Source organism: Mycobacterium lentiflavum, from assembly GCF_022374895.2.
In the GTDB taxonomy this organism is placed as follows: Bacteria; Actinomycetota; Actinomycetes; order Mycobacteriales; family Mycobacteriaceae; genus Mycobacterium; species Mycobacterium lentiflavum.
Genome location: NZ_CP092423.2, coordinates 3,036,179 through 3,056,480, shown reverse-complemented (window position 1 = coordinate 3,056,480; position 20,302 = coordinate 3,036,179). Strand labels below are relative to the sequence as shown.

The window sequence follows — 20,302 nt, the reverse complement described above, 5'->3', positions numbered from 1 at the left end:
TCGTAAAGCATTCGCCGTGACGGTTCCGCGGAGGCCTGTTCGGCACCCGGACCAGCAAACTGCATAGACGGTTAGATGAAAAGAAAACCCGGCCTAGCCAGCAAACTTCGAGTAGGGTCGGTCCGGTGCAGACGGAATTGCGCTACGAGCGTTGGTACGTGCTGTTGTCCACCCCGCTGGGACTCGGGCCCAACACCAGCGAGGTGCGCGTTGTTGACGGGACTCTTCACGTGAAGATGGGATGGGCGTTCGACGCCCATATCCCGATCGCGTCGATCACCCGCGCCGAAGCCTCCGACGAGCGCACGTTCACCGCGGGGGTGCACTACTCGAATGGTCGCTGGCTGGTAAACGGTTCGGGCAAAGGGCTGGTGGCACTGACGATAGAGCCGCCGGTGCGGGCGAAAGTCCCGCTGAGATCGGTGGAGCTGCGCTCGTTGGTGCTCAGCGTGACCGATCCGGGCGCACTCATCGCCGCGTGCACGGCCGCGAACGCCTAGCCCGAACGTTGTTGTAGCCAGGCTCGTTGGCGGCGGATGAACTCCGTGTCGACGATCTTCCCGTGGCCCGGGACGTAGATCGTTTCTCGTCCACCGATCGCCCGCACCCGATCGAGCGTCGCCGGCCAGGCCGCCACGTCGGAGTCGGCATCGATGAACGGGTCAGCGGACTCTTCGACGAGGTCACCGGTGAACATCACCACGCGGTGATCGTGCTCGTCCAATCCGGGCACCACCACGACCAAGTCCGACGTGGTGTGGCCGCGCCCCGGGTGGGTGATTCTCACGTCGCGGTCGCCGAGGTCGACGACGGCGTCGTACAGGCCGTGCTGCGGCGGCCGCAGCGCCGCAAGTGCCCGGTCGATCTCGGCGGCGTCCGCACCATATCTCAGGGCGTGGGCTCGAATCTGGTCGTGGGCCGACGACAGGTAATCGACAACCTCCGGTGCGGAGTAAATCTCGGCGTCGGTGAAATACGAAGAACCCAGTACATGGTCGAAATGCTTGTGCGTCAACACAATATGCGTGACCGGGCCTCCGGTCAGCTGCCGGACGTCCTCGTCGATCGCGGCCGCCTCGGTCATCGTGGTGCCGCTGTCGATGAGTAATGCGCCGGCGCGTCCGCGCACCAAGCCCACGGTGACGTCGCAGAACGGAAGCCGGCAGCGGTGCACGCTGGTGGTCAGTCGTTCCCAGCTGAATCGCATAACCAGCAACCTAGCGGGCGGATGACGCAGGCGATTGACGTGTCGGGAATTTCCGACATATAGTGCCGGGCGTGGGGACTTCGGATCGCGTTTTTCTCGCCCTGGCGAATCCGGTGCGACGCGAGCTGTTGGAGATTTTGACGGGGCAGCAACTTTCCGCGGGGGAACTCAGCGAGTGTTTCGAACTCAGCCGCCCCGCGGTCGCCGAGCACCTCAAGGTGCTGCGCGACGCCGGCCTGGTCGCCGATGAGCCGCAAGGCCGCCGCCGGATCTACCGCCTCACCCCGGAGCCACTCGCCGAGCTCGGCGAGTGGCTGCACCCCTTCGAGAAGTTCTGGCGCGGACGGCTGGCCGCGCTGGCCGACGCAGCAGAGGAGCTGGAATGACCCAGACGTCAACACCTGCGACGATCACCGTCGATCAATTCGTTGCCGCACCGCCGGAGCAGGTTTGGCGACTGCTCACCGAGCCCGAGCTGATGCGGCTTTGGTGGGCCGACGGGCAAGTCGCCGCGGTGGTCGGCCACCAATTCGTCCTCGACCTGCCCGGCTACGGCAAGCAGCCCTGCAAGGTGCTAGAGGTCGACCCGCCGCACCGTTTCGTCTACACCTTCACCTCGGCGTGGACGCTCACCTGGCGCCTGGAAGCCGAGGGCACCGGCACCCGAGTGTTCTTAGAGCACAGTGGCTTTGACCTGGACGACACGAGGATGGCCCGGGGTTTCGACCGGATGGGCCCAGGGTGGCGCGACGTCATCCTCCCCCGCCTCGCCGAGTCGGCAGCACGGGCGTAGCGGAGAATCGCAATGCGCGCAGTCGTGATCACCAGGCATGGAGACCCGTCGGTCTTGCAGGTCCAGCAGCGCCCGGACCCACCCCCGCCGGGGCGGGGACAGTTGCAGGTCGCGGTCCGGGCCGCGGGAGTGAACTTCGCCGATCACCTCGCCCGCGTCGGGCTGTATCCCGATGCTCCAAGACTTCCGGCAGTCGTCGGTTACGAAGTCGCCGGCGTCGTCGCGGCCGTCGGCGAGGGCGTCGACCCGGGCCGTGTCGGCGAACGGGTTTTGGCGGGAACGCGATTCGGGGGCTACGCCGAAACCGTCAACGTGGCCGCGAGCGATTCCGTGGCACTGCCCGACGCGATGAGCTTCGAACAAGGAGCGGCGGTCCCGGTCAACTACGCAACCGCGTGGGCGGCTTTGCACGGCTACGGCTCGCTGCGCCGCGGTGAGCGGGTGTTGATTCACGCCGCGGCCGGAGGTGTCGGGACGGCGGCCGTCCAGTTCGCGAAGGCCGCCGGGGCGCAAGTGCATGGCACCGCATCGCCGGCCAAACACGGCAAGCTCGCCGAGCTCGGCGTGGACCGGGCAATCGACTACCGCCGTGACAACTGGTGGAAGGACGTCGGCCCGTACGACCTCATCCTCGACGCCCTTGGCGGCACGTCGCTGCGGCGGTCGTACCGATTGCTGCGACCCGGCGGAAGGCTTGTCGGCTACGGCGTTTCGTCGCTGCAAGAGGGTGAGAAGCGCTCGCTGCGCCGGGCGGCCCCGCAGGTGTTGTCGATGCTGCGCGGATTCAATCTGTTGGACCAGCTCTCCGAGTCGAAGACGGTGATCGGCCTGAACATGCTGCGGCTGTGGGACGACCGCGGCACGCTGGAGCCGTGGATCACTCCGTTGAACCAGGCACTGCACGACGGCACCATCGCGCCGATCGTGCATGCGGCCGTCCCGTTCGACGAAGCGCCCACCGCGCACCGGATCCTGGCGGCGCGCGAAAATATCGGGAAGGTGGTTCTGGTGCCGTAGGTCGACCCGTTTGGGCAGCTGCGGCACTGGGTTATCTTCCGAGGATGGCTGTCTCCGATTCACGCGAACTCGTTATCGAGGCGACTCCCGACGAGATCATGGACGTGCTCTTCGATATCGAATCCTTGCCCGAGTGGTCATCGGCTCATCAAAACGTCGAAGTCTTGGAGCGCGATGACCAGGGACATCCGATCCGCTCCCGGCAGGTCGTCAAGATCGTGGGAATCAGCGAAGAACAGGAGCTCGCCTACACCGTGCACGACAACGGCGTGAGCTGGACGCTGGTGAGAGCCAAACAGCAACGGGCACAGGACGCCCGGTACACGCTCACCCCCGACGGCGATTCCACCCGGGTCCGCTTCGACTTGACCGTGGATCTCACGGTGCCGGTGCCCGGGTTTCTGATCAGGAAGGGAACCAAGGGTCTGATGGACACCGCGACCAAGGGGCTTCGCGAGCGAGTGCTCGAAGTCAAAAAGGGCGGCTAGACGGCTATCTTCTCGGACCACAGTTGGCGACACTGGTCGGTATGGGGTGCAGCGTTGCTCGGCGAATCGGCGTGGCCATCGGCGGACTGGCATTGCTGTTTGTGGCCGCCGGCCACGGAGGCATCGGCGCGGCGAACGCGGCGCCGGGTGCGCCGTTGACGATCAGCAGTCCGGCCTTCGCAAACGGCGCGCCCATACCTGCGCAATACACCTGCAAAGGCGCTGACGTCGCGCCGCCGTTGACGTGGTCGGCGCCGCTGGGGGCGGCACTCGTCGTCGACGATCCGGACGCGGTCAACGGGGTGTACATCCACTGGATCGTGACCGGGATACCGCTGGGATCCGGCAGCACCTCGGACGGTCAGACGCCCGGCGGCGGGAGCACGCTGCCGAACACGGCGGGCCAGTCCGCGTATAAGGGACCCTGTCCGCCCGCGGGCACCGGCACCCATCACTACCGCTTCACGCTCTACCAGCTTCCCAACGACTACCAGCTCCCCGGCGGACTCGCCGGTGCGCGAGCCGCGCAGACCATCGCCGACGCCGCGACCGCCCAGGCGCAGCTGACCGGAACGTTCGGCGGCTGATCGGCTACCGGTCGTCCAGGATCTGATAGGCCGCGTTGTAGCCGGGAGTGAACGTAATACCCGGGCCGCCATGGCATCCCGCGCCGCCCAGGTATAGACCATCGATCGGAATCGGCATGTCCAGGAAGCCCTTCGGGCCGGGACGGTTTGGTCCCATCAAATCCGGGTGCAACAGACCGTGACAGAAGTCCCCGGCGGGGGCGCCGAACATGGTGTTCATGTGATACGGCGCGAATGTGATATGACGGATCACGATGTCTTTGAAGTTCGGCGCGAATTTGGTGATCTTGTCGATAACACGCTGTGCCATAGCGTTTTTCAGGTGGCCGTGCTGGTCGCGGTCGACTTCGACCGGAAAGGCGTAGGCATATACGCTGGCCGCGTGCTTGCCGGGTGGCGCCATCGCGGGATCGTGCACCGACGGGATTTGCATGCCCATCGACGGGTTGTCCGGAACGAGGCCCCGCCGGCAGATCTCCCACTGCCGCTGCTGGGTTTCCGGTGAGCCGAAGATCCCGACCGACTGCTGCATGCCCTCTTCGTTGAGGAACTCATACGGTGGTGCGAACTCGGGCAGTCCGTCGAGTGCGAAATGAAGCTGCACGAATGAGGCGCGATGATCGCGTCCGGACACACGTGAGACCAACTCTGCCGGAACATGTTCGGGCGCAATGAGTTCAGTGAGCGTGACATCGGGCGAAAGATTGGAGACCACGATCGGCGCCGAGATCGACGAACCGTCGCGCAGTCGTACGCCGGTCACCTTGCCGTTCTCGACGAGGATCTCCTCGACCTTGGTGCGAAAGCGGATCTCTCCGCCGTGCGAGACGAAGAGCTCGCGCAGGTGTTCGGTGAGCGCGCCGATACCGCCCTTGAGTTTGGTCATCATCGCGGTGCTGTCGTCGGGTACCGCCAGCGCGAATGCCAGGCACGCGGCGCTGCCCGGTGTGTAGGGGCCGCGGTAGGTGGAGTTGACGGCCAGGAACGCCAGCATGCCGCGCATAACCGAATGCTTGTCCTGGTCCGGCAGGTAGCGGTCGATCACGTCCATCGCCGAGCCGAACAGCATCTCGTGAATCGCCCGGCGTTCGGCGTCATTGGTTGCGCAGGCATACATTTCGTCGATCGTCTTGGGCGGCTGGCACACATCGAAGCGGCCCAGCGCCCGTGCGGGCGCCTGGCTCCAGCCGATCAGCTCTGCCATCCCCGTGACGGCTTCCATGCCGTGCTTGTCGTTCAGGTGAGCCATCAGCTGCATCGGGTCGCGATAGAAGACCATCGGCTCTTCACCGTTTTCGCCGATGTTGATCGACATCACCTCGGGCTCTATCGCGGGCAGTGTGTCAAGTCCGAGGTCCTTGGTGAGTTGGCTCGCCGTCGGAAACTGCACCGACCCCGCGATCTCGTAGCGGAAGCCGTCGATCAATTCGACCGTCGCCGCCATGCCGCCGGCGTAGGTGTTGGCTTCCAGGCACACGGTTCGCAGGCCGGCGCGCTGCAGGATCGCCGCCGCGGTCAGCCCGTTGTGGCCGGCGCCCACCACGATTGCGTCGTATGTCGTCGTGCTCATGGTCCTGGCCTGCCCTCCATCGTTGGTGTGCGCCCGACAAGCGTATGTCAGTACTGACATAATTGGAAGATGTCAGTTCTGACACAAACGGTGAGATACGATCGGCGTGCCATGACCGTTCCGATGAATCGCCACGAGCAGCGCCGCCGCTCGACGCACGAGGCGTTGCGCCAAGCCGCGCTAAAGAGCTTCGCCCGCAAAGGCTTTGCGAACGTGACGGTCACCGAGTTGGCGGCCGAGGCCGGTGTTACCGAACGCACCTTTTTCCGGCACTTCCCGACCAAGGAGTCGGTGCTGTTCCAGGACTACGAGTCGCAGTTGGAATGGCTGGCCGAGGCTCTTGAGCAGCGACCGGCCTGCGAGTCGCTATTCGACGCGGTGCAGGCCAGTGTTGCGGCCTTCCCGCACGACCTCGAAGTGGTCCGGCAGGCCGCGACGGCGCGCACCGAATTGATCACTGCCGAACGGATCGCCGGCCACCTGCGGGTGGTGCAGTCCTCATTCGCCGCCGTGCTGACCGATTTCATCAGCAAGCGGAATCCGGACGCGCCCGACATCGAATTGAGTGCCGAGGTCGCGGGCTCGGCCCTGGCGGCGGCCCTTGTTGTCGCAGTGGAGCATTGGGGCCGCAACGGCTGTACCGACGACCTCGGCCAGCTGGTGGCGGACAGTATCGATCTGGTCCGCACCGGGCTGGCGTCGCTGGCCTAATCCGCTGTCGGCCTTCGAGAAGGCCGTGGCCGCAGAGGATTTCGATACCGCTGCGATACTCGTCGGCGAGGCGATCGGACTCGTCCGCGATATTCGACCGGCCGGCGACATCGTGCGCGATATGGCGCGCGACGCCGCCCGGATTCTGGGCCGAGAGGCCTAGTACAACGGCGACCAGTCCGACGTCCGCAGCAGCCGGCTCTCCCACTGATCGCGATACTTGAGCGCTTCGAACATATAGCTGCCGGGCCCGCGGTACTCGGGAGGCACCTCTTTGGTCAGCAGATGGACGAGCGCCGCGTAGTTGTTGGAGTCGTCGATCTTCTGCCACAGCATGGCTTCTCGTCGCTGATGGCTTCCGTGCGCTACTTGGAAACAGGCCTGGATGTCCAGGATGCGCATGTGTGCCGGGGCCGCGGACAGCGGCCGATAGTAGATGTCGTTCCACGACCGGAGGTAGTCGTCGAGCGGCGCGGACGGCCAGCCGGTGTCTTCCATGAAGAGGCTGAGCGGGTGGGTTCCGGCGTCGGTGGGCACGGCCGAAAGATCAACCGACTGCAACGGCGACCACTCCACCGGCAACAGCAGCTTGCCCGTCACCTTGTGCCGCAGGTTGTCCAGTTCGCGCATCCACGGCTGCAGATCGCCATGCTGGGCGCGCTGCGCCAGACTCTCCCAGGAGGCACCGTCGGCGATGCCCGTGATTGTGACGACGGTGTAGGAAGGCCCGGTGCCGTGTGCGTGGTTGGCGTACCAGAGCAGTCGGGCGTTGTCGTCGTTGGCCAGCGTGGGCATCCAACCCTCGCGATAAGCGGCCTCGAATTCGTCTTCCCGGGTGCCCATCACCTTGTGGGTCTCATGCAGAAACAGCATGTGGACTCCTAGGTCTCGTCGGCAATCAGCGTGGCGAGCTGATCGCGGTTGACCTTGCCGGTCGTGCTGTACGGGATGTCTTCCACGATCGCCAATCGCTCGGGGAGCTTGAAGTACGCGATCAAATCCCGACAGTGAGCGCGCAACTCGTCGAGTGTCACCGGGGCGGATGCCACGATTGCCGCGCCGACTCGTTGCCCCAACTCGTCGTCGGCGATCCCGGCGACCGCGACGTCGGTGACTGCCGGATGTGAGCGCAATGCGTCCTCGACCTCGATCGGTCCGAATTTCTCTCCCCCTCGATTGATTGTGTCCTTCAGTCGGCCGCTTGGGAAGATGTAGCCATCGGCATCTTGGCGGGCGAGGTCGCCGGTGCGCAGCCAGCCCTCGGTGACGTTCTGGGAAGTGTTCACCCACAACTCGCCGACCGCCCCGACCTCGACGTCGTTGCCCGTATCGGGGTCGACCACGCGCACCTCGACTCCGGGTAACGCGCGGCCGACGGAGCCGGCGCGCGCCGGGTCGCGGTGCTCGTCGGGCATCAAAGTCGTGTAAGCGCCCAGGGTTTCGGTCTGGCCGAATACGTTGGTCAACGCGACGTGTGGCAGCGCCGCCATCGCCCTGCGCACCAGACTCAGCGGCGCGGCCGCGGCCCCGTAGGCAATGGCGATCAGAGACGACAGATCGGTGCTCGCGAAGTCGGGATGGTCGAGGATCCGCTGCAGCATCGTCGGAACCATGAAGGTCGTGCTGACGCGGTGCGCTGCCACCAGGCGCAGCCATTCGCCAGCATCGAACCGCGTTTGCACGACCGCGGTGTTGCCGGAATACAGGCTGCCAAGCACGCCCAGCACACCACCGACGTGGCACAGCGGGACGGTCAGCATGCTCACCGATGGTTTCGCGCCGGCCCGCAGCGGGCGCGACATCGCAGTGATCCGCCCGGTGAGCTGGCGGCCGCTGATGCTGACGGTTTTCGGGAGTCCCGTTGTGCCGCTGGTGAATAGGATCAACGCGTCGCGGTCGTCGGCGTCCGCGGCGACGGTGTCGCCGGTGAGAACCGGCCGGCCCAGCAGATCGGTCAGCGTCAATGCCGTGGGGACGCCGGCCGCCCGGACCCGCTCGACGTACCGTTCGCCGGCGACAGCCACGTCGGCGCAGCCGGCATTCTTGCGCAGTTCCTGCAATTCCGGCGGCGTCAGCGCAGGGTTCATCAGCGCGGGTGCGGCGCCGATGCGTGCCACACCGAGCAATGCGGCGATCGACAGCAGGCTTGCGTCGTCGACGACGGCGATGCGCTGTCCGGGCGTGACGCCGTGGCCGGCCAGGCTCGCCGCGCACTGCCGTACTGCCGTCGCCAGCTCGCCATAACTGACGGTGTGCCCGCCGACGATCAGCGCGGCCCGAACGGGATCCCCGCCGGCGGCGGCATCGTGGATCGTCCCGATGTTCATAGCGGGCGCAGTACCCCCTAAAAAAGAGGTGACCACTCGGAGGTGCGCAGCAACCGGCTGGTCCACTGGTCGCGCAGGTCCAGGGCGTCATACATCCAGGTGCCTGGCGCACGGTACTCGGCGGGGATATGGCTGCGGAGCAGGTCGAGCAGCGCGTCCGGACGGCTGATGCGCTGCATCAGGATCACCTCGCGTCGCACATGGCTGCCGAGGGCGGGCTGGAATGCCGCATGCATCGTCAGCATCGAGGACGGCTCCTGGAGGCTCCTGGCGTACACCTCGCCGCAGCGGACGATGTACTCCTCGAACTTGTCCTCGTAGGGCCACATGGTGTCTTCCATGTAGAGGGTCATCTCGTGCTCTCGCCCGTCGACCGGCACCTGACCGAACTGGACGTCCAGCAGTGGTGACCAGGGCAACGGCATCAGCAGTTTTGCGACGACCTCGTGGCGGAGTTCGTCGAGCCCGCGCATCCAGTCCTGAAGATCGCCCTTCTGCACTCGCAGGGTCAACTTCTCCCACGCCGCGCCGTCGCGAACGGCGGTCACGGTCACGACCGTGTAGGCCGGGCCGCTGCCGTGCGCCTGGTTGGCGTACCAAAGCAACCGGGCATCGTCGCCGCGTCCGAGCATCGGCATCCAACCCTCACGGAACGCTGCTTCGAACTCGTCTTCCTTACGGCCGCGGACCGTGTGCAGCTCGTGCATGAACAGCACGCACAGACCTCCAATTCGCAGCGGTGGACGCAACGCCGCTCAACGGACGGTAACCCCGGCGGATTGACACGTCCAGGCCGGGTTATTCATATGCGCAATTGCGCCTAGTCGCCCGACCTAGACAGCCGACTTGAGAATCTGGTTTGCTCAACTCGGTACCGTCCTTACCGGGCAGGAGTTCTCGGATGGCAAGGCTCGACGTGCCGGAGGGCCCGGGTGGCGAGGCCGCCATGATCTGGACGCTGCGGCCACAGCTCGGCGGCATGGTCGAACGGATGATCCGCGGCGCCTATCAGCAGAGCATCCTGCCGGCCGACGAGCGCGAGCTGGCGAGAATGCGGATAGCGCAGATCAACGATTGCGTGGCCTGCTCGGGTTTTCGCGCACAGTCGGTGCTGGACGCCGGTCTCGCGCCCGAGTTGTACGACAACGTCGCCGCCTACGCCAACTACCCCGGCTACACGTCACGCCAACGCCTTGCCATCGAGTTCGCGGAGCGGTTCGCCAACGACCATGCGTCGATGGATGACGCGTTCTTCCAACGACTTCGGGAATCGTTCTCCGACGAGGAGATCCTGGATCTCACGCTGTGCGTGGCGGTATTTCTTGGCCTGGGACGTTCCCTGACCGTGCTTCGCGTCGACCAGTCCTGCGCCATCGACCTCTAACCAACTCTGAAGGAACCAATGGACTCCCAGATGGACCTAGCCACCGTCGATGAACTGCTGAGCACCACGCGGTCGGTTCGCAAGCGTCTGGACCTGACCCGGCCGGTCGGCCGCGAGGTGATTCTGGAGTGCATCCAGCTGGCGATGCAGGCGCCGACAGCCAGCAACACACAGGACTGGCGCTGGCTGGTGGTCACCGACGCGGACAAGCGCGCGGCCATCGCCGAGATCTACCGCAGCATCGGCTCTGAGTACCTGGCGCATGCGGTCGACAACGCGACCGACCCGCAGACCCAGCGGGTCTACCAGAGCGCGATGAGCCTGACGGAAACGCTGGGACAGGTTCCCGTGCACGTCATCCCCTGCCTGAACCAGCGCATCGACACGGCGGAGCCGGGCATCGCCGCGGCGGCATGGGCGTCGATCATCCCGGCGGGCTGGAGTTTCTTGCTGGCGCTGCGCTCACGCGGGCTGGGTTCGGTGTGGACGACGATGCATCTGTTCAAGGAGAAGGAGGTGGCCGAATTGCTTGGCATTCCGGCGACGGTCACGCAGGCCGCCCTGTTCCCCGTCGCCTACACGATTGGCACCGACTTCCGACCGGCTACCCGGCCGCCCGCGGAGACCATCACGTTCTGGAACAGTTGGATACCGGCTGATGGAGATAGCTGATGCAGTCCTACACCGTGCGATTCCACGTCGACGCGCCGCCGAAAAAGGTGTGGCGAGTGCTGCATCCTCCGGTGCCACCGAACGCGCCGCGCCCGCGAGTGCTCACCTGGCCGACCGGCAGCATGGAAATCCTCAACGAGGGCAACGAAGCCGGTGAAGGCCTGGTCCGCACCTGCGTCTTTCCCGTCCCGAGGTACCTGTTGTCCGGCGGCAGGGCGCGGTCGTGGGAGACGGTGACCGAAGCCGAGCTGAACAAGCTGTCGCGCTACATCGCCGTCGGCGCGCCGCTGTGGTCGCGCGCCGAGGGATATCACCAGCTCGAGGAGCAGCCCGACGGCACCACCGTGCTGACGTTCCACGAGACATATCACGCCTACAACCCGGTGCTGCGCTTCTTTCTCGAGCGCCCGGTGCACGCCAGGATTTCGCGGGACAACCTCGACACCTACGAGCACGCCCTCGGCTACGCCGGCAAGGTCCGGCGGCTGCCCTAGGCGTTCGAATGCTGTTCGGCCGATCTCACAGAGATGTGAATTAGGTTCTTGACCCCGGTACCCTCGATGTCTATGGGTGGAATACCTACTGCGGCACGGTTGGCTGCGGCGAGTCTGATGATCGCGGGCTGGGCCGCCGCGTCCACCGTCGTGGCCAGCGCCGACCCGGACGACACACGCGGTCCGGCGCCGGGGCCGGCACCGGGGCAATCAGCGCCGCCGTCACCCGCGGCGCCTGCGGCGTCGCCGTCGGCATCACCCTCACCCGCACCGCCTGGGGGCGCGCCGAAGACGGTCATGGACAAAGACGGCCTTTACGCGGTGGGTACCGACATCGTGCCGGGCATCTACAGCAGCGGCGGGCCGGTCGGGAACGGTACCTGCTACTGGAAGCGGACGGCCAACCCGGACGGCGCCCTGATCGATAACTCGCTCACCAAAAAGCCGCAGGTGGTCAAGATCGAACCGACGGACAAGGCGTTCAAGACGGACGGCTGTCAGCCCTGGCAGCTGACGCCGGACGCTGCTGCGCCCGCCGACGTCCCCGGGCCGGTTGCCGGGGCCCAATTGCAGGGCACGCTGGGCACCCTCAACGGGCTGCTAGGGCCGAACGGAATGCGGGTACCGGGCACCTGACCGTGGCCAGTACGCAACAGATTGTCGTCGTCGGTGCGGGAGTCAGCGGACTGACGTCGGCCCTATGCCTGGCCGAAGCCGGGTGGCCGGTGCGGGTCTGGACCGCCGCACTGCCCAAGCAGACGACATCGCGAGTGGCCGGTGCGGTCTGGGCTCCGCCGCGACCGGCCGAACGTGCCACCACGACAATGGCGTGGACCGAACATTCGCTGGGAGTGTTTCGCGAACTGGCCGCCGATCCCGATACCGGGGTGCAGCTGGCGCCGGCGCTCGGCGTCGGCGAACTGACCGCGACCGAGGCGATGTCGTCCGCGGCGCAGCTGATCCCGGAGTTGCGGCCGGCCGATCCGGCCGATCTGCCCGACGGATTTCAGGTCGGGTTTCGCGCGACCCTGCCGATGATCGACATGCCGCACTACCTCGACTACCTCACGCGGCGGCTCGCCGCGGCCGGCGGCCAGATCGAGGAACACCCGGTGCAGTCACTGGCCGAGGCCGCCGATGCCGCGCCGATCGTGGTCAACTGCTCCGGCCTCGGCGCGCGAGTCCTGGTGGGCGACGACACGGTGCGGCCGCTGTTCGGCCAGCATGTCATCCTCGCCAATCCTGGTCTGGGGCAACTGTTTCTAGAGATCAACAATGGCCCGGAATGGGTGTGTTACTTCCCGCACCCGCAGCGCGTGGTGTGTGGCGGGATCAGCATCCCGGATCGCTGGGACACCACCGCCGAACCCGATATCACCGAGCGCATCCTGGCGCGCTGCCGCCGGATCGAGCCGAGGCTTGGCGAGGTCGAGGTACTCGAGACGATTACCGGGCTGCGGCCCGATCGCCCCGCGGTGCGGCTAGAAGCCGAGTCACTCGGGACGGCGCGCTGCATCCACAACTACGGGCACGGTGGCAATGGCGTTACGTTGTCCTGGGGTTGCGCGCGCGATGTAATGCGGCTGGTCAATCCTGATCGCTGACCGGCGATAATGCTGTCTCCACGGACGCGTACGTCGGCAGCAGCGGATGCAGTCCGCAAGCCGCGATGGTTCGGGCCACGATGGGCTGGCTGGTAACGAGTCGCAACGTGACGCCGCGACTGCGACACTGCGCCGCCTCGTGCGCCAGCGCGGCATAACCGCACGAGCCCATGAAATCGAGGTCGCACACGTCGATGACGAACGGACCGGGTGCGACGGTTTCGGCGGCGCCGCGGCTCAGCACGTCCTGCCACGCGGTCTCGTTGCTGGCGTCGATATCGCCGCCGACCTGAACGACCACCGAGGAACCGGTGCGCCTGGTAACCGTGCGCAAGCCGCTTGGCCCGTAGCCAAGATACGACCCGTTGTTGGGCCGCGCGATTCCAATCGAAGCAGTGTCCATCTCTGCGACATCCCGTCGTCGTGGGCAGTATCGGGCGACGCCGTCCTTGTCCCGAAAAGGCCGGCAGGGTTGTCGTCAAACCGACCCCCGTCGGTTGCTAAGCGTATGTGCAATTGGGATTTATCGAGTGAATTTGCGCAAATCGGCCGGCTTTACTGCGCCCGGCGGACCGCCGAAGGTCACTGACAGTCTTACTATTTCGGAAACGGTAGCAACGACGAACTGAAACGGTGGACCAACCGTGAGCATCGATTACGCGCTTAACGCTCACATTGCCACCATTACGATCGACCGCCCCGAGACGCGCAACTCGCTGGATATGGAACATTTCCGCGATTTGGCTCACGCATGGGCCCGCTTCCGCGACGACGACGGCGCCTGGGTTGCGGTCGTCACCGGCGTGGGCCGCGATTTCTGCACCGGAGCAGATCTGAAGAAATTCATTCCCGAACTCACCGGCGACCTTCCCAGGCCCGACGGCTGGGACGCGCTCGACGCCATCCATGCGGTGTTGCATCGCTTCCCGGTGTACAAGCCGATCATCGCAGCCGTGAACGGAACGTGTGTCGCAGGTGGCTTTGAAATGTTGGGCTGCACCGACATCCGCGTCGCAGTGCCCGAAGCGCGGTTCGCCGTGCTGGAACCCAAACGTGGCCTGTTCGCCGGCGGTGGCAGTACGGTGCGGCTGCCGCGCCAGATTCCCTACGCGCTGGCGATGGAGCTGCTGCTGACCGCCGACATGGTGGACGCGCCGCGCGCGCTGGCCATGGGGCTGTTGAATCAAGTGGTGCCCGCCGAGCGGCTGATGGACACCGCCTACGAGTACGCGCGACGCATCGCCGCCAACGCGCCGCTCGCGGTCTATGCCACCAAGCAGTCTGCGGTCGAAGGGCTGACGCTCGACCTCGAAGCGGCCTATGACAACGAGACTCGGCACAGCGACCGGGTTTTCGCGACCGAGGACGCCAAGGAGGGGCCGCGCGCCTTCGCCGAGAAACGACCGCCGCGGTGGCAGGCGCGCTAAGCGGATCAGCCGCGCGTGTGCCGGTCGACGTCGCGAGCCACCAGCGACAGCAGCCAGCTCACGATCGACAACAGGATCGCGGCCCAGATCGCCGTCCACCAGAAGTGGTCGATCGCCAGTCCCCAGTGCGTGGTGTGTTCGGTGATCCATGCGGTGAGCCAGAGCATCAACGCGTTGACGACGATGTGGAACAGGCCGAGGGTCACGATGTAGAGCGGGAAGGACAAGAACGCGACGATCGGTTTGACGAACGCGTTGACCAGTCCGAAGATCACCGCCACGACGAAGATGATGCCGATCCGTTCCAGCGGCGTGTTGCCACCGACGAAGGTCAGCCCGTGAACGAAGTGGGTGACGATCCACATGGCAAAACCCGTCAAGGCGGCGCGAAGCAGAAAAGGGCCCATGCGGCAAGATCCTGCCATCCGAATTGAAGGCCCGGCAGGGCCATTCGGCCCCGTGCTAGACGTCAGTTCAGTTAAGCGCGTAAAAGCGTTGCGCGTTGCGGCTGGCGATCTTCTCTCGCGCCTCTTCGCTGATGTCCGCGCGGGTGCGCAGGTGCTTGGTGCTCTCCGGCCACTCGCCGTCCCAATGCGGGTAGTCGCTGGCGAACATGATGAAATCGGCGCCCAGCACGTCGATCACGCCGGGCAGGATCGGTTCTTCCGGCTCGCACGTCACGAAGATGTTGCCCGCGCAGAGGTATTCGTGTGGGTCGCGCCGCCAGCCGCGTTCGACCCAATCCCCTCGCTTCTCGTAGTGCTCGTGCAGGCGGTCCATGAAGAACGGAACCCAGCCGGCGCCCGCTTCCAGGAAGGCGACCCGCAGCTTGGGATGGCGCTCGAAGACGCCGCCGGAGACCATCGCTGTCATCGCCGTCATCTGGTCGAACGGAAAGCTGATGCAGTGCACCTGGATGTAATTGGTGAAGCGGTCCACGCCGATTTTCGGTAGATGAATTCCGGGGGCTCCGTGTATGCCCAGCGGCATCCCGAGTTCCACCGCGGCGGCGTAGAACGCGTCGAGGTCGGGGTGGTCCAGGTTGCGGGTCTTGAGCGCCGGCGGGACGAGCGTCGCCACCAGCCCGAGGTCCTTGGCCTCGGTCATGACGTCGATGGCCGGCTGCCCGTGCTCAATCGGGGTCACTGCCACGCCGCGCAACCGGCCGCCCGACGAGGCGCAGTAATCCGCGATCCACTGGTTGTAGAGCCGCGCGAATCCCGCGGCGAATTCCGGGTCTTCGAGGCTGGGCGCGCAGAGCCCGAGGCTCGGGTACAGGACCATCGTGTCGATGTGATCGCGGTCGGCGTCGCCCAGCACGCCGTCGGGTGACGAGCAGTTGATGTTGGGCGACTTGCTGATTCCGTGTTCGGGCGGACAGCCGGCGCCCGGGCCGCGATCCTCCGGATAGTTGCGGCCTTCGATCATCAGCCGCAGGCGCCGGTCTGTGCTGGGCTTGACGTGGTCGGGCCACCGCTTGATCGCTTCGATCGCCAGCGAGGAATTCTCGGCGACATGTCCATCGGCATCGATGATTCGCATATATCCGGAACTTACTCCGGCGCAGCGGATGGTCAAACGGCTCGCGGTGCGCCACGATGCTTCACGTGACAACTCAACGGCTCAACGCCGACCAGCGAAATTCGTTCATTGCCGCGATGCTGGGCTGGACGATGGACGCCTTCGATTACTTCATCGTCGTGTTCGTCTATGCCGATATCGCAAAGACCTTCCACATCAGTAAGGCCGAGGTCGCTTTCGTCACGACCGCCACCCTGATCATGCGCCCGGTGGGCGCCTTGCTATTCGGGTTGTGGGCCGACCGGGTCGGTCGGCGGACCCCGCTGATGGTGGACGTGATCTTTTACTCCATCGTCGGCTTCCTGTGCGCGTTCGCGCCCAACTTCACCGTGCTGATGATTCTGCGGATGCTGTACGGACTTGGCATGGGCGGTGAGTGGGGACTCGGCGCCGCGCTCGCGATGGAGAAGGTTCCCGTCGAGCGGCGCGGCTTTTTCTCAGGGCTGCTGCAGGAGGGCTACGCCTTCGGCTATCTGCTGGCCAGTGTCGGCTCACTGTTGGTGATGGACTGGCTGGGCCTGTCGTGGCGTTGGCTGTTCGGTCTGTCGATCATCCCGGCGTTGATCAGCCTGATCATCCGCTACCGGGTGCAGGAGTCCGAGGTTTGGGAAGCCGCCCAGGATCGGATGAAGCTCACCAATACCAAAATCACCGACGTGCTGCGCGACGGCAAGATCGTCCGCCGGTTCTTTTATCTGGTGGCGCTGATGACGGCGTTCAACTGGATGAGCCACGGCACGCAGGACGTCTACCCGACGTTCTTGGGGTCGACGGCCAACCACGGCGCCGGCCTCGACAGCGTGACGGTCAAGTGGATCGTGGTGGTCTACAACATCGGTGCTATCGCCGGCGGTCTGTTCTTCGGCACGATGTCGCAACGGTTCAGCCGCCGCTACACCGTGATTTTCTGCGCGATCCTGGGGTTGCCGATCGTGCCGCTGTTCGCCTACTCGCGCACCGCGGCGATGCTGTGTCTCGGTTCGTTTTTGATGCAGGTCTGCGTGCAAGGCGCCTGGGGTGTGATCCCCGCACACCTGACCGAGTTGTCGCCGGACGCCATCCGCGGCCTCTACCCCGGGGTGACCTACCAGCTCGGCAATCTGCTCGCCGCGTTCAACCTGCCCATCCAGGAACGGCTGGCCGAGACACACGGCTATCCGTTCGCGCTGGCCGCCACGATCGTGCCGGTGTTATGTGCCGTGGCAATCCTGACGTTTATCGGTAAGGACGCGACCGGCCTTCGTTTCGGCACCGCCGAAACCGCTTTCCTGCCAACGGAAGTCAAATGAGTCAGATGGCTGCTTGCTCGCTCAGCGCCCGTCGCAGCATGTGCATCGCGACCGTCGTCGAGCGTTCGCGGACATCGGAGCGGTTCCCGGGCAGTCGCAGTGTCCGGGTGTCGGTGCGCCCTTCGGCCAGTCGAACGGTGAAGCAGACCGTGCCCACCGGCTTGTCCGGCGTCGCGCCGCCGGGACCGGCGATGCCGGTGATCGCGACGGCGGTATCGGCGGCGAAACGGCGTAATGCGCCGGCCGCCATCGCCTCGGCCACCGGTTCGGACACCGCGCCGTGTGCGTCGATCAGCGCCGCATCAACGCCGAGCAGCTGCACCTTCGCATCGTTGGAGTAGCTCACCACGCCGCCCATCACGTAGTCGGAGGATCCGGGCCGGTCGGTCAGCCGCGCGGCCACCAGTCCCGCGGTACAGGACTCCGCCGTGGCGATCCGGCGGCCCGACAGTAACCGCGCGACCACATCGTCCACCTGCGATCCGTCCTCGGAGTACAGCTGTTGTCCGTGCCGGTCGCGCAGCAGCTGGGTCAGTTGGGCGTAGGCCTGCGCCGCGTCCGGCTCGTAGCGGGTGACCATCTCGATCTCGCCCCGCCGCAGGCAGGTAGTGATCTCCAGCGACTCGAATCCGGCGACGGAATTGCCCGCGTCACGCAGTGTTTCGGCCAGCCCCGACTCGGGCAGCCCGAACATCCGGATGGTGTCCTGGCGGTAGATCGTCCGGCCGGCGATCGCATGGCGCGCCGCCGGTGTCTCGATGGCCGTGTACCACATCGGCTGAAGTTCACGCGGAGGGCCGGGAAGCACGATCACCGTGGGCTTTCCGGGCACCACGACCCCCGGGGCGGTCCCCACCGGGTCGAGCACCTGCGCGCCGGCGGGAACCATGGCCTGTTTGCGGTTGGCGGCGCGCACCGCGTCGAAGCTTTCCGAATCGAAGTGCGCCATAAGCTTTTTGAGAATGTTGGCGATCTTGTCTTCGACTACTTCGTCGAGCACCAGCTCGCGTTCACAGAACCGTGCCACCACCTCGACGGTCATGTCGTCGGCTGTCGGGCCCAGTCCCCCGCTGGTGACGACCAGGTCCACGCCCTGATCGGCCAGGAAGCGCAGCTGTGCCTCGATGTCGGAAGGCCGATCGCCGCAAATGGTGATGTGGGCCAGCTCTACGCCCAGTTCGAGCAGCCGGTCGGCGATCCACGGGCCGTTTCTGTCTTGGACGCGTCCGGTGAGGACTTCGGTTCCGGTGACGACGATGCCTGCGCGTGCGCTCACCGGCATGAGCCTACTGGCGCGTGGCAGCGCTAACGGCGTCGAGTGTGCGCTGGCGGCAGCGACACGCCGGTCGCGGCCGCCCTGGACGCACACTCGAAGCTAGCCCTGGGCGAGGTAGCGCTCGACCGTCGCGACTTTCTGGTTCATGGCGTCCGTGACGCCGGCGCGCATATCCGCCTTGATCACGGTGCTGACTCTGGGGGCACGAGCGGCCACGGCCTCGACGGCGCGCTGCACGACCGCCATCACTTCCTCCCAGGTATCGCCCTCGATCACGGTGAACATCGAATCGGTCTGGTGGGGCAGCCCGGACTCGCGCACCACCCGCACCGCTTCGGCGACGATTTCGCCCACGCCCTCGCCGACACCGAGCGGGGTGACGGAGAACGCGACCAGGACAGACACCCGTCGAGCGTACCCATCGCGCCTGGCAGCATCGAAGGATGCGGGTTCTGGTGCAACGGGTCTCGTCGGCAGCGGTGGCCATCGACGGCCGGGTGGTCGGTGCCATCCGGCCCGAAAGTCAGGGGCTGCTGGCATTCGTCGGCGTCACGCACAGCGACGATGCCGACAAGGCGCGCCGCCTTGCCGAGAAGCTCTGGAACCTCCGCATTCTCGCCGACGAACGTTCCGCTTCCGATATCGATGCGCCGATCCTGGTGGTCAGCCAATTCACGCTGTATGCCGACACCGCGAAGGGCCGCCGGCCGTCCTGGAACGCGGCGGCTCCCGCTGCGGTGGCCGAGCCATTGGTCGCCGCGTTCGCGGCGGCGTTGCACGGCTTGGGCGCCCGCGTCGAGACCGGCGTGTTCGGGGCGAATATGCAGGTCGAATTGGTCAACGATGGGCCAGTGACGGTGTTTCTTGAACTCTGAACACGGCCTCGCAGGTACCTTGGATCCTGGTTGATCGGAACAGGAGGGGCGACCGTGAGCACTGCGCCGGAATCTGGGTCCGAATTCGGCTCGCTCCGTACCGACGACGACCAATGGGACATCGTCAGCAGCGTCGGTTACACCGCCCTCCTGGTGGCGGGATGGCGCGCCGTGCACGCCATGAGCGCGCAACCGCTGGTCCGCGACGAATACGCGAAGGTGTTCATCGAGGCCTCGCGGGACCCGTATTTGGCCGGTGTGCTCGCCAACCCGGGAAGGACCGACGACGAGACCGCGTTTCCGCGTCTCTACGGTGTTCAAACGCGGTTCTTCGACGACTTCTTCAGCTCCGCGACCGACGCGGGCATCCGACAAGCGGTGATCGTCGCAGCAGGATTGGACTCCCGCGCGTATCGCCTCCAATGGCCTTCCGGAACAAGGGTTTTCGAAATCGACCTGCCGAAAGTCCTGGAGTTCAAGGCTCGTGTGCTGGGCGAGCATGGCGCGGTGCCCAAGGCGTCGCGGGTTGAGGTCGCAGCGGACTTGCGCACCGACTGGTCCAGGTCCCTGGAAGCCGCCGGCTTCGACACCGAAAAGCCGAGCGCGTGGTCGGTCGAGGGGATATTGCCCTACCTCACCGACGAAGCCCAGAACGCGCTGTTCACCCGGATCAGCGGACTCAGCGCAGCCGGCAGCCGAATCGCCACCGGCGCACTGGGATCGCGCCTGGACCACGATCAGCTCGAAGCGCTGGAAACCAACCACCCTGGGGTCAACATGTCCGGCGACGTCGACTTCTCCGCCCTGACATATGAGCCGACGGGTGACCCCGCCGAACGGCTGGCCGCGCACGGCTGGAGCGTCGAGCCTGTCCGCAACACCCTGGACCTACAGGCCGGCTACGGCATGACACCGCCCGCTGTCGACGTGAAGATCGACAGTTTCATGCATTCGCAGTACATAACGGCTACCCGGAAGCGGATGGAGTCGACGTGGTGAC

General features: G+C 65.8%; 26 protein-coding genes and 1 pseudogene. 17 read left to right on the top strand and 10 right to left on the bottom strand.

Translation table 11 applies throughout. From position 1 onward, the window contains the following. Positions 1–125 precede the first annotated feature (125 nt). A complete protein-coding gene (locus tag MJO58_RS14290; protein WP_090602519.1) occupies positions 126–500 on the top strand; it encodes a hypothetical protein in 375 nt (124 codons plus the stop codon). Here the strand turns inward: MJO58_RS14290 and MJO58_RS14285 are convergent. After that, positions 497–1,207, bottom strand: a complete 711-nt coding sequence (locus tag MJO58_RS14285; RefSeq protein WP_090602516.1) for an MBL fold metallo-hydrolase — start codon at positions 1,205–1,207, stop codon at positions 497–499. The two genes, MJO58_RS14290 and MJO58_RS14285, sit on opposite strands and share 4 nt — an antisense overlap. Positions 1,208–1,266: 59 nt before the next feature. On the opposite strand from MJO58_RS14285, the gene MJO58_RS14280 reads away from it, so the two are divergent. The 5 genes from MJO58_RS14280 to MJO58_RS14260 are packed head-to-tail and all read left to right on the top strand — an operon-like array spanning position 1,267 to position 4,092. Beyond that, a complete protein-coding gene (locus MJO58_RS14280) occupies positions 1,267–1,593 on the top strand; it encodes an ArsR/SmtB family transcription factor (RefSeq protein WP_239723280.1) in 327 nt (108 codons plus the stop codon). Continuing rightward, positions 1,590–2,000, top strand: coding sequence for an SRPBCC family protein (locus MJO58_RS14275; RefSeq protein WP_090602510.1), 411 nt, complete (start codon positions 1,590–1,592; stop codon positions 1,998–2,000). Before MJO58_RS14280 ends, MJO58_RS14275 begins: the two co-directional genes overlap by 4 nt. Positions 2,001–2,012: 12 nt before the next feature. After that, the gene (locus tag MJO58_RS14270) at positions 2,013–3,017 is read left to right on the top strand and encodes a zinc-binding dehydrogenase (protein ID WP_090602507.1); all 1,005 of its coding nucleotides are present in this window, start codon (positions 2,013–2,015) and stop codon (positions 3,015–3,017) included. A gap of 44 nt (positions 3,018–3,061) precedes the next feature. After that, entirely contained in the window at positions 3,062–3,505 is a 444-nt protein-coding gene (locus MJO58_RS14265; protein ID WP_090602504.1) for an SRPBCC family protein, read from the top strand. A 41-nt stretch (positions 3,506–3,546) separates the two neighbouring features. Continuing rightward, on the top strand, positions 3,547–4,092 hold the full coding sequence (locus tag MJO58_RS14260; RefSeq protein ID WP_090602501.1) for a YbhB/YbcL family Raf kinase inhibitor-like protein: 546 nt from the start codon (positions 3,547–3,549) through the stop codon (positions 4,090–4,092). Between the two features lie 4 nt (positions 4,093–4,096). Here the strand turns inward: MJO58_RS14260 and MJO58_RS14255 are convergent, their stop codons facing one another. Continuing rightward, positions 4,097–5,662, bottom strand: a complete 1,566-nt coding sequence (locus MJO58_RS14255; protein WP_090602499.1) for a phytoene desaturase family protein — start codon at positions 5,660–5,662, stop codon at positions 4,097–4,099. Positions 5,663–5,773: 111 nt separating this feature from the next. Between MJO58_RS14255 and MJO58_RS14250 the strand changes: the two genes are divergently transcribed. Both MJO58_RS14250 and MJO58_RS14245 read left to right on the top strand, forming a co-directional pair. Beyond that, positions 5,774–6,373: a TetR/AcrR family transcriptional regulator gene (locus MJO58_RS14250; protein WP_239719813.1), complete on the top strand. Its 600-nt coding sequence runs from the start codon at positions 5,774–5,776 to the stop codon at positions 6,371–6,373. Positions 6,374–6,386: 13 nt separating this feature from the next. Further along, positions 6,387–6,536: pseudogene (locus MJO58_RS14245) on the top strand (nitronate monooxygenase); the annotation flags it as partial. Here the strand turns inward: MJO58_RS14245 and MJO58_RS14240 are convergent. From MJO58_RS14240 to MJO58_RS14230, 3 genes are read right to left on the bottom strand one after another with little or no spacing between them, the layout of a single operon-like run. Beyond that, positions 6,533–7,246: a hypothetical protein gene (locus MJO58_RS14240; RefSeq protein ID WP_090602492.1), complete on the bottom strand. Its 714-nt coding sequence runs from the start codon at positions 7,244–7,246 to the stop codon at positions 6,533–6,535. The pseudogene MJO58_RS14245 and the gene MJO58_RS14240 overlap by 4 nt on opposite strands. 8 nt (positions 7,247–7,254) lie before the next feature. Further along, complete coding sequence (locus MJO58_RS14235) at positions 7,255–8,700, bottom strand: class I adenylate-forming enzyme family protein (RefSeq protein ID WP_090602490.1); 1,446 nt, start codon at positions 8,698–8,700, stop codon at positions 7,255–7,257. Positions 8,701–8,717: 17 nt separating this feature from the next. Continuing rightward, positions 8,718–9,407: a hypothetical protein gene (locus tag MJO58_RS14230; RefSeq protein WP_239723279.1), complete on the bottom strand. Its 690-nt coding sequence runs from the start codon at positions 9,405–9,407 to the stop codon at positions 8,718–8,720. 194 nt (positions 9,408–9,601) lie between these two features. On the opposite strand from MJO58_RS14230, the gene MJO58_RS14225 reads away from it, so the two are divergent. The 5 genes from MJO58_RS14225 (at position 9,602) to MJO58_RS14205 (ending at position 12,854) form a co-directional block, all read left to right on the top strand. Then, a complete protein-coding gene (locus tag MJO58_RS14225; protein WP_239719811.1) occupies positions 9,602–10,084 on the top strand; it encodes a carboxymuconolactone decarboxylase family protein in 483 nt (160 codons plus the stop codon). Between the two features lie 30 nt (positions 10,085–10,114). After that, positions 10,115–10,756, top strand: coding sequence for a nitroreductase family protein (locus MJO58_RS14220; RefSeq protein WP_239719810.1), 642 nt, complete (start codon positions 10,115–10,117; stop codon positions 10,754–10,756). Further along, positions 10,756–11,250 carry an SRPBCC family protein gene (locus tag MJO58_RS14215; RefSeq protein ID WP_090602483.1) on the top strand — a complete coding sequence of 165 codons (495 nt, stop codon included), beginning with the start codon at positions 10,756–10,758 and terminating at the stop codon, positions 11,248–11,250. The genes MJO58_RS14220 and MJO58_RS14215 overlap by 1 nt, the downstream gene beginning before the upstream one ends. Before the next feature lie 66 nt (positions 11,251–11,316). After that, positions 11,317–11,886, top strand: a complete 570-nt coding sequence (locus tag MJO58_RS14210) for an Rv1352/Rv1906c domain-containing protein (protein WP_434086370.1) — start codon at positions 11,317–11,319, stop codon at positions 11,884–11,886. A gap of 2 nt (positions 11,887–11,888) precedes the next feature. Then, the gene (locus MJO58_RS14205; protein ID WP_239719808.1) at positions 11,889–12,854 is read left to right on the top strand and encodes an FAD-dependent oxidoreductase; all 966 of its coding nucleotides are present in this window, start codon (positions 11,889–11,891) and stop codon (positions 12,852–12,854) included. Here the strand turns inward: MJO58_RS14205 and MJO58_RS14200 are convergent. Next, positions 12,838–13,257 (bottom strand): anti-sigma factor antagonist, encoded by a 420-nt coding sequence (locus tag MJO58_RS14200; protein ID WP_090602476.1) that lies wholly within the window; start codon positions 13,255–13,257, stop codon positions 12,838–12,840. The two genes, MJO58_RS14205 and MJO58_RS14200, sit on opposite strands and share 17 nt — an antisense overlap. Positions 13,258–13,498: 241 nt before the next feature. Between MJO58_RS14200 and MJO58_RS14195 the strand changes: the two genes are divergently transcribed. Then, positions 13,499–14,281: an enoyl-CoA hydratase/isomerase family protein gene (locus tag MJO58_RS14195; protein WP_239719807.1), complete on the top strand. Its 783-nt coding sequence runs from the start codon at positions 13,499–13,501 to the stop codon at positions 14,279–14,281. 5 nt (positions 14,282–14,286) lie between these two features. Here the strand turns inward: MJO58_RS14195 and MJO58_RS14190 are convergent, their stop codons facing one another. Further along, on the bottom strand, positions 14,287–14,688 hold the full coding sequence (locus tag MJO58_RS14190; RefSeq protein WP_239719806.1) for a phage holin family protein: 402 nt from the start codon (positions 14,686–14,688) through the stop codon (positions 14,287–14,289). A 67-nt stretch (positions 14,689–14,755) separates the two neighbouring features. Further along, positions 14,756–15,823 (bottom strand): amidohydrolase family protein, encoded by a 1,068-nt coding sequence (locus MJO58_RS14185; RefSeq protein ID WP_090602466.1) that lies wholly within the window; start codon positions 15,821–15,823, stop codon positions 14,756–14,758. Positions 15,824–15,879: 56 nt separating this feature from the next. Here MJO58_RS14185 and MJO58_RS14180 point away from each other — a divergent pair, with 56 nt between their 5' ends. Then, positions 15,880–17,151, top strand: coding sequence for an MFS transporter (locus MJO58_RS14180; protein WP_090602463.1), 1,272 nt, complete (start codon positions 15,880–15,882; stop codon positions 17,149–17,151). Between the two features lies 1 nt (position 17,152). Here MJO58_RS14180 and MJO58_RS14175 read toward each other — a convergent pair whose 3' ends face one another. Together MJO58_RS14175 and MJO58_RS14170 are read right to left on the bottom strand one after the other, a co-directional pair. Beyond that, positions 17,153–18,427: a competence/damage-inducible protein A gene (locus tag MJO58_RS14175; RefSeq protein ID WP_473143361.1), complete on the bottom strand. Its 1,275-nt coding sequence runs from the start codon at positions 18,425–18,427 to the stop codon at positions 17,153–17,155. A 99-nt stretch (positions 18,428–18,526) separates the two neighbouring features. Then, on the bottom strand, positions 18,527–18,832 hold the full coding sequence (locus tag MJO58_RS14170) for an MTH1187 family thiamine-binding protein (protein WP_090602459.1): 306 nt from the start codon (positions 18,830–18,832) through the stop codon (positions 18,527–18,529). Between the two features lie 38 nt (positions 18,833–18,870). Between MJO58_RS14170 and dtd the strand changes: the two genes are divergently transcribed. Both dtd and MJO58_RS14160 read left to right on the top strand, forming a co-directional pair. Beyond that, positions 18,871–19,302: a D-aminoacyl-tRNA deacylase gene (dtd, locus tag MJO58_RS14165; RefSeq protein WP_239719804.1), complete on the top strand. Its 432-nt coding sequence runs from the start codon at positions 18,871–18,873 to the stop codon at positions 19,300–19,302. A 54-nt stretch (positions 19,303–19,356) separates the two neighbouring features. Continuing rightward, on the top strand, positions 19,357–20,301 hold the full coding sequence (locus tag MJO58_RS14160) for a class I SAM-dependent methyltransferase (protein WP_239719802.1): 945 nt from the start codon (positions 19,357–19,359) through the stop codon (positions 20,299–20,301). Position 20,302 lies beyond the last annotated feature (1 nt).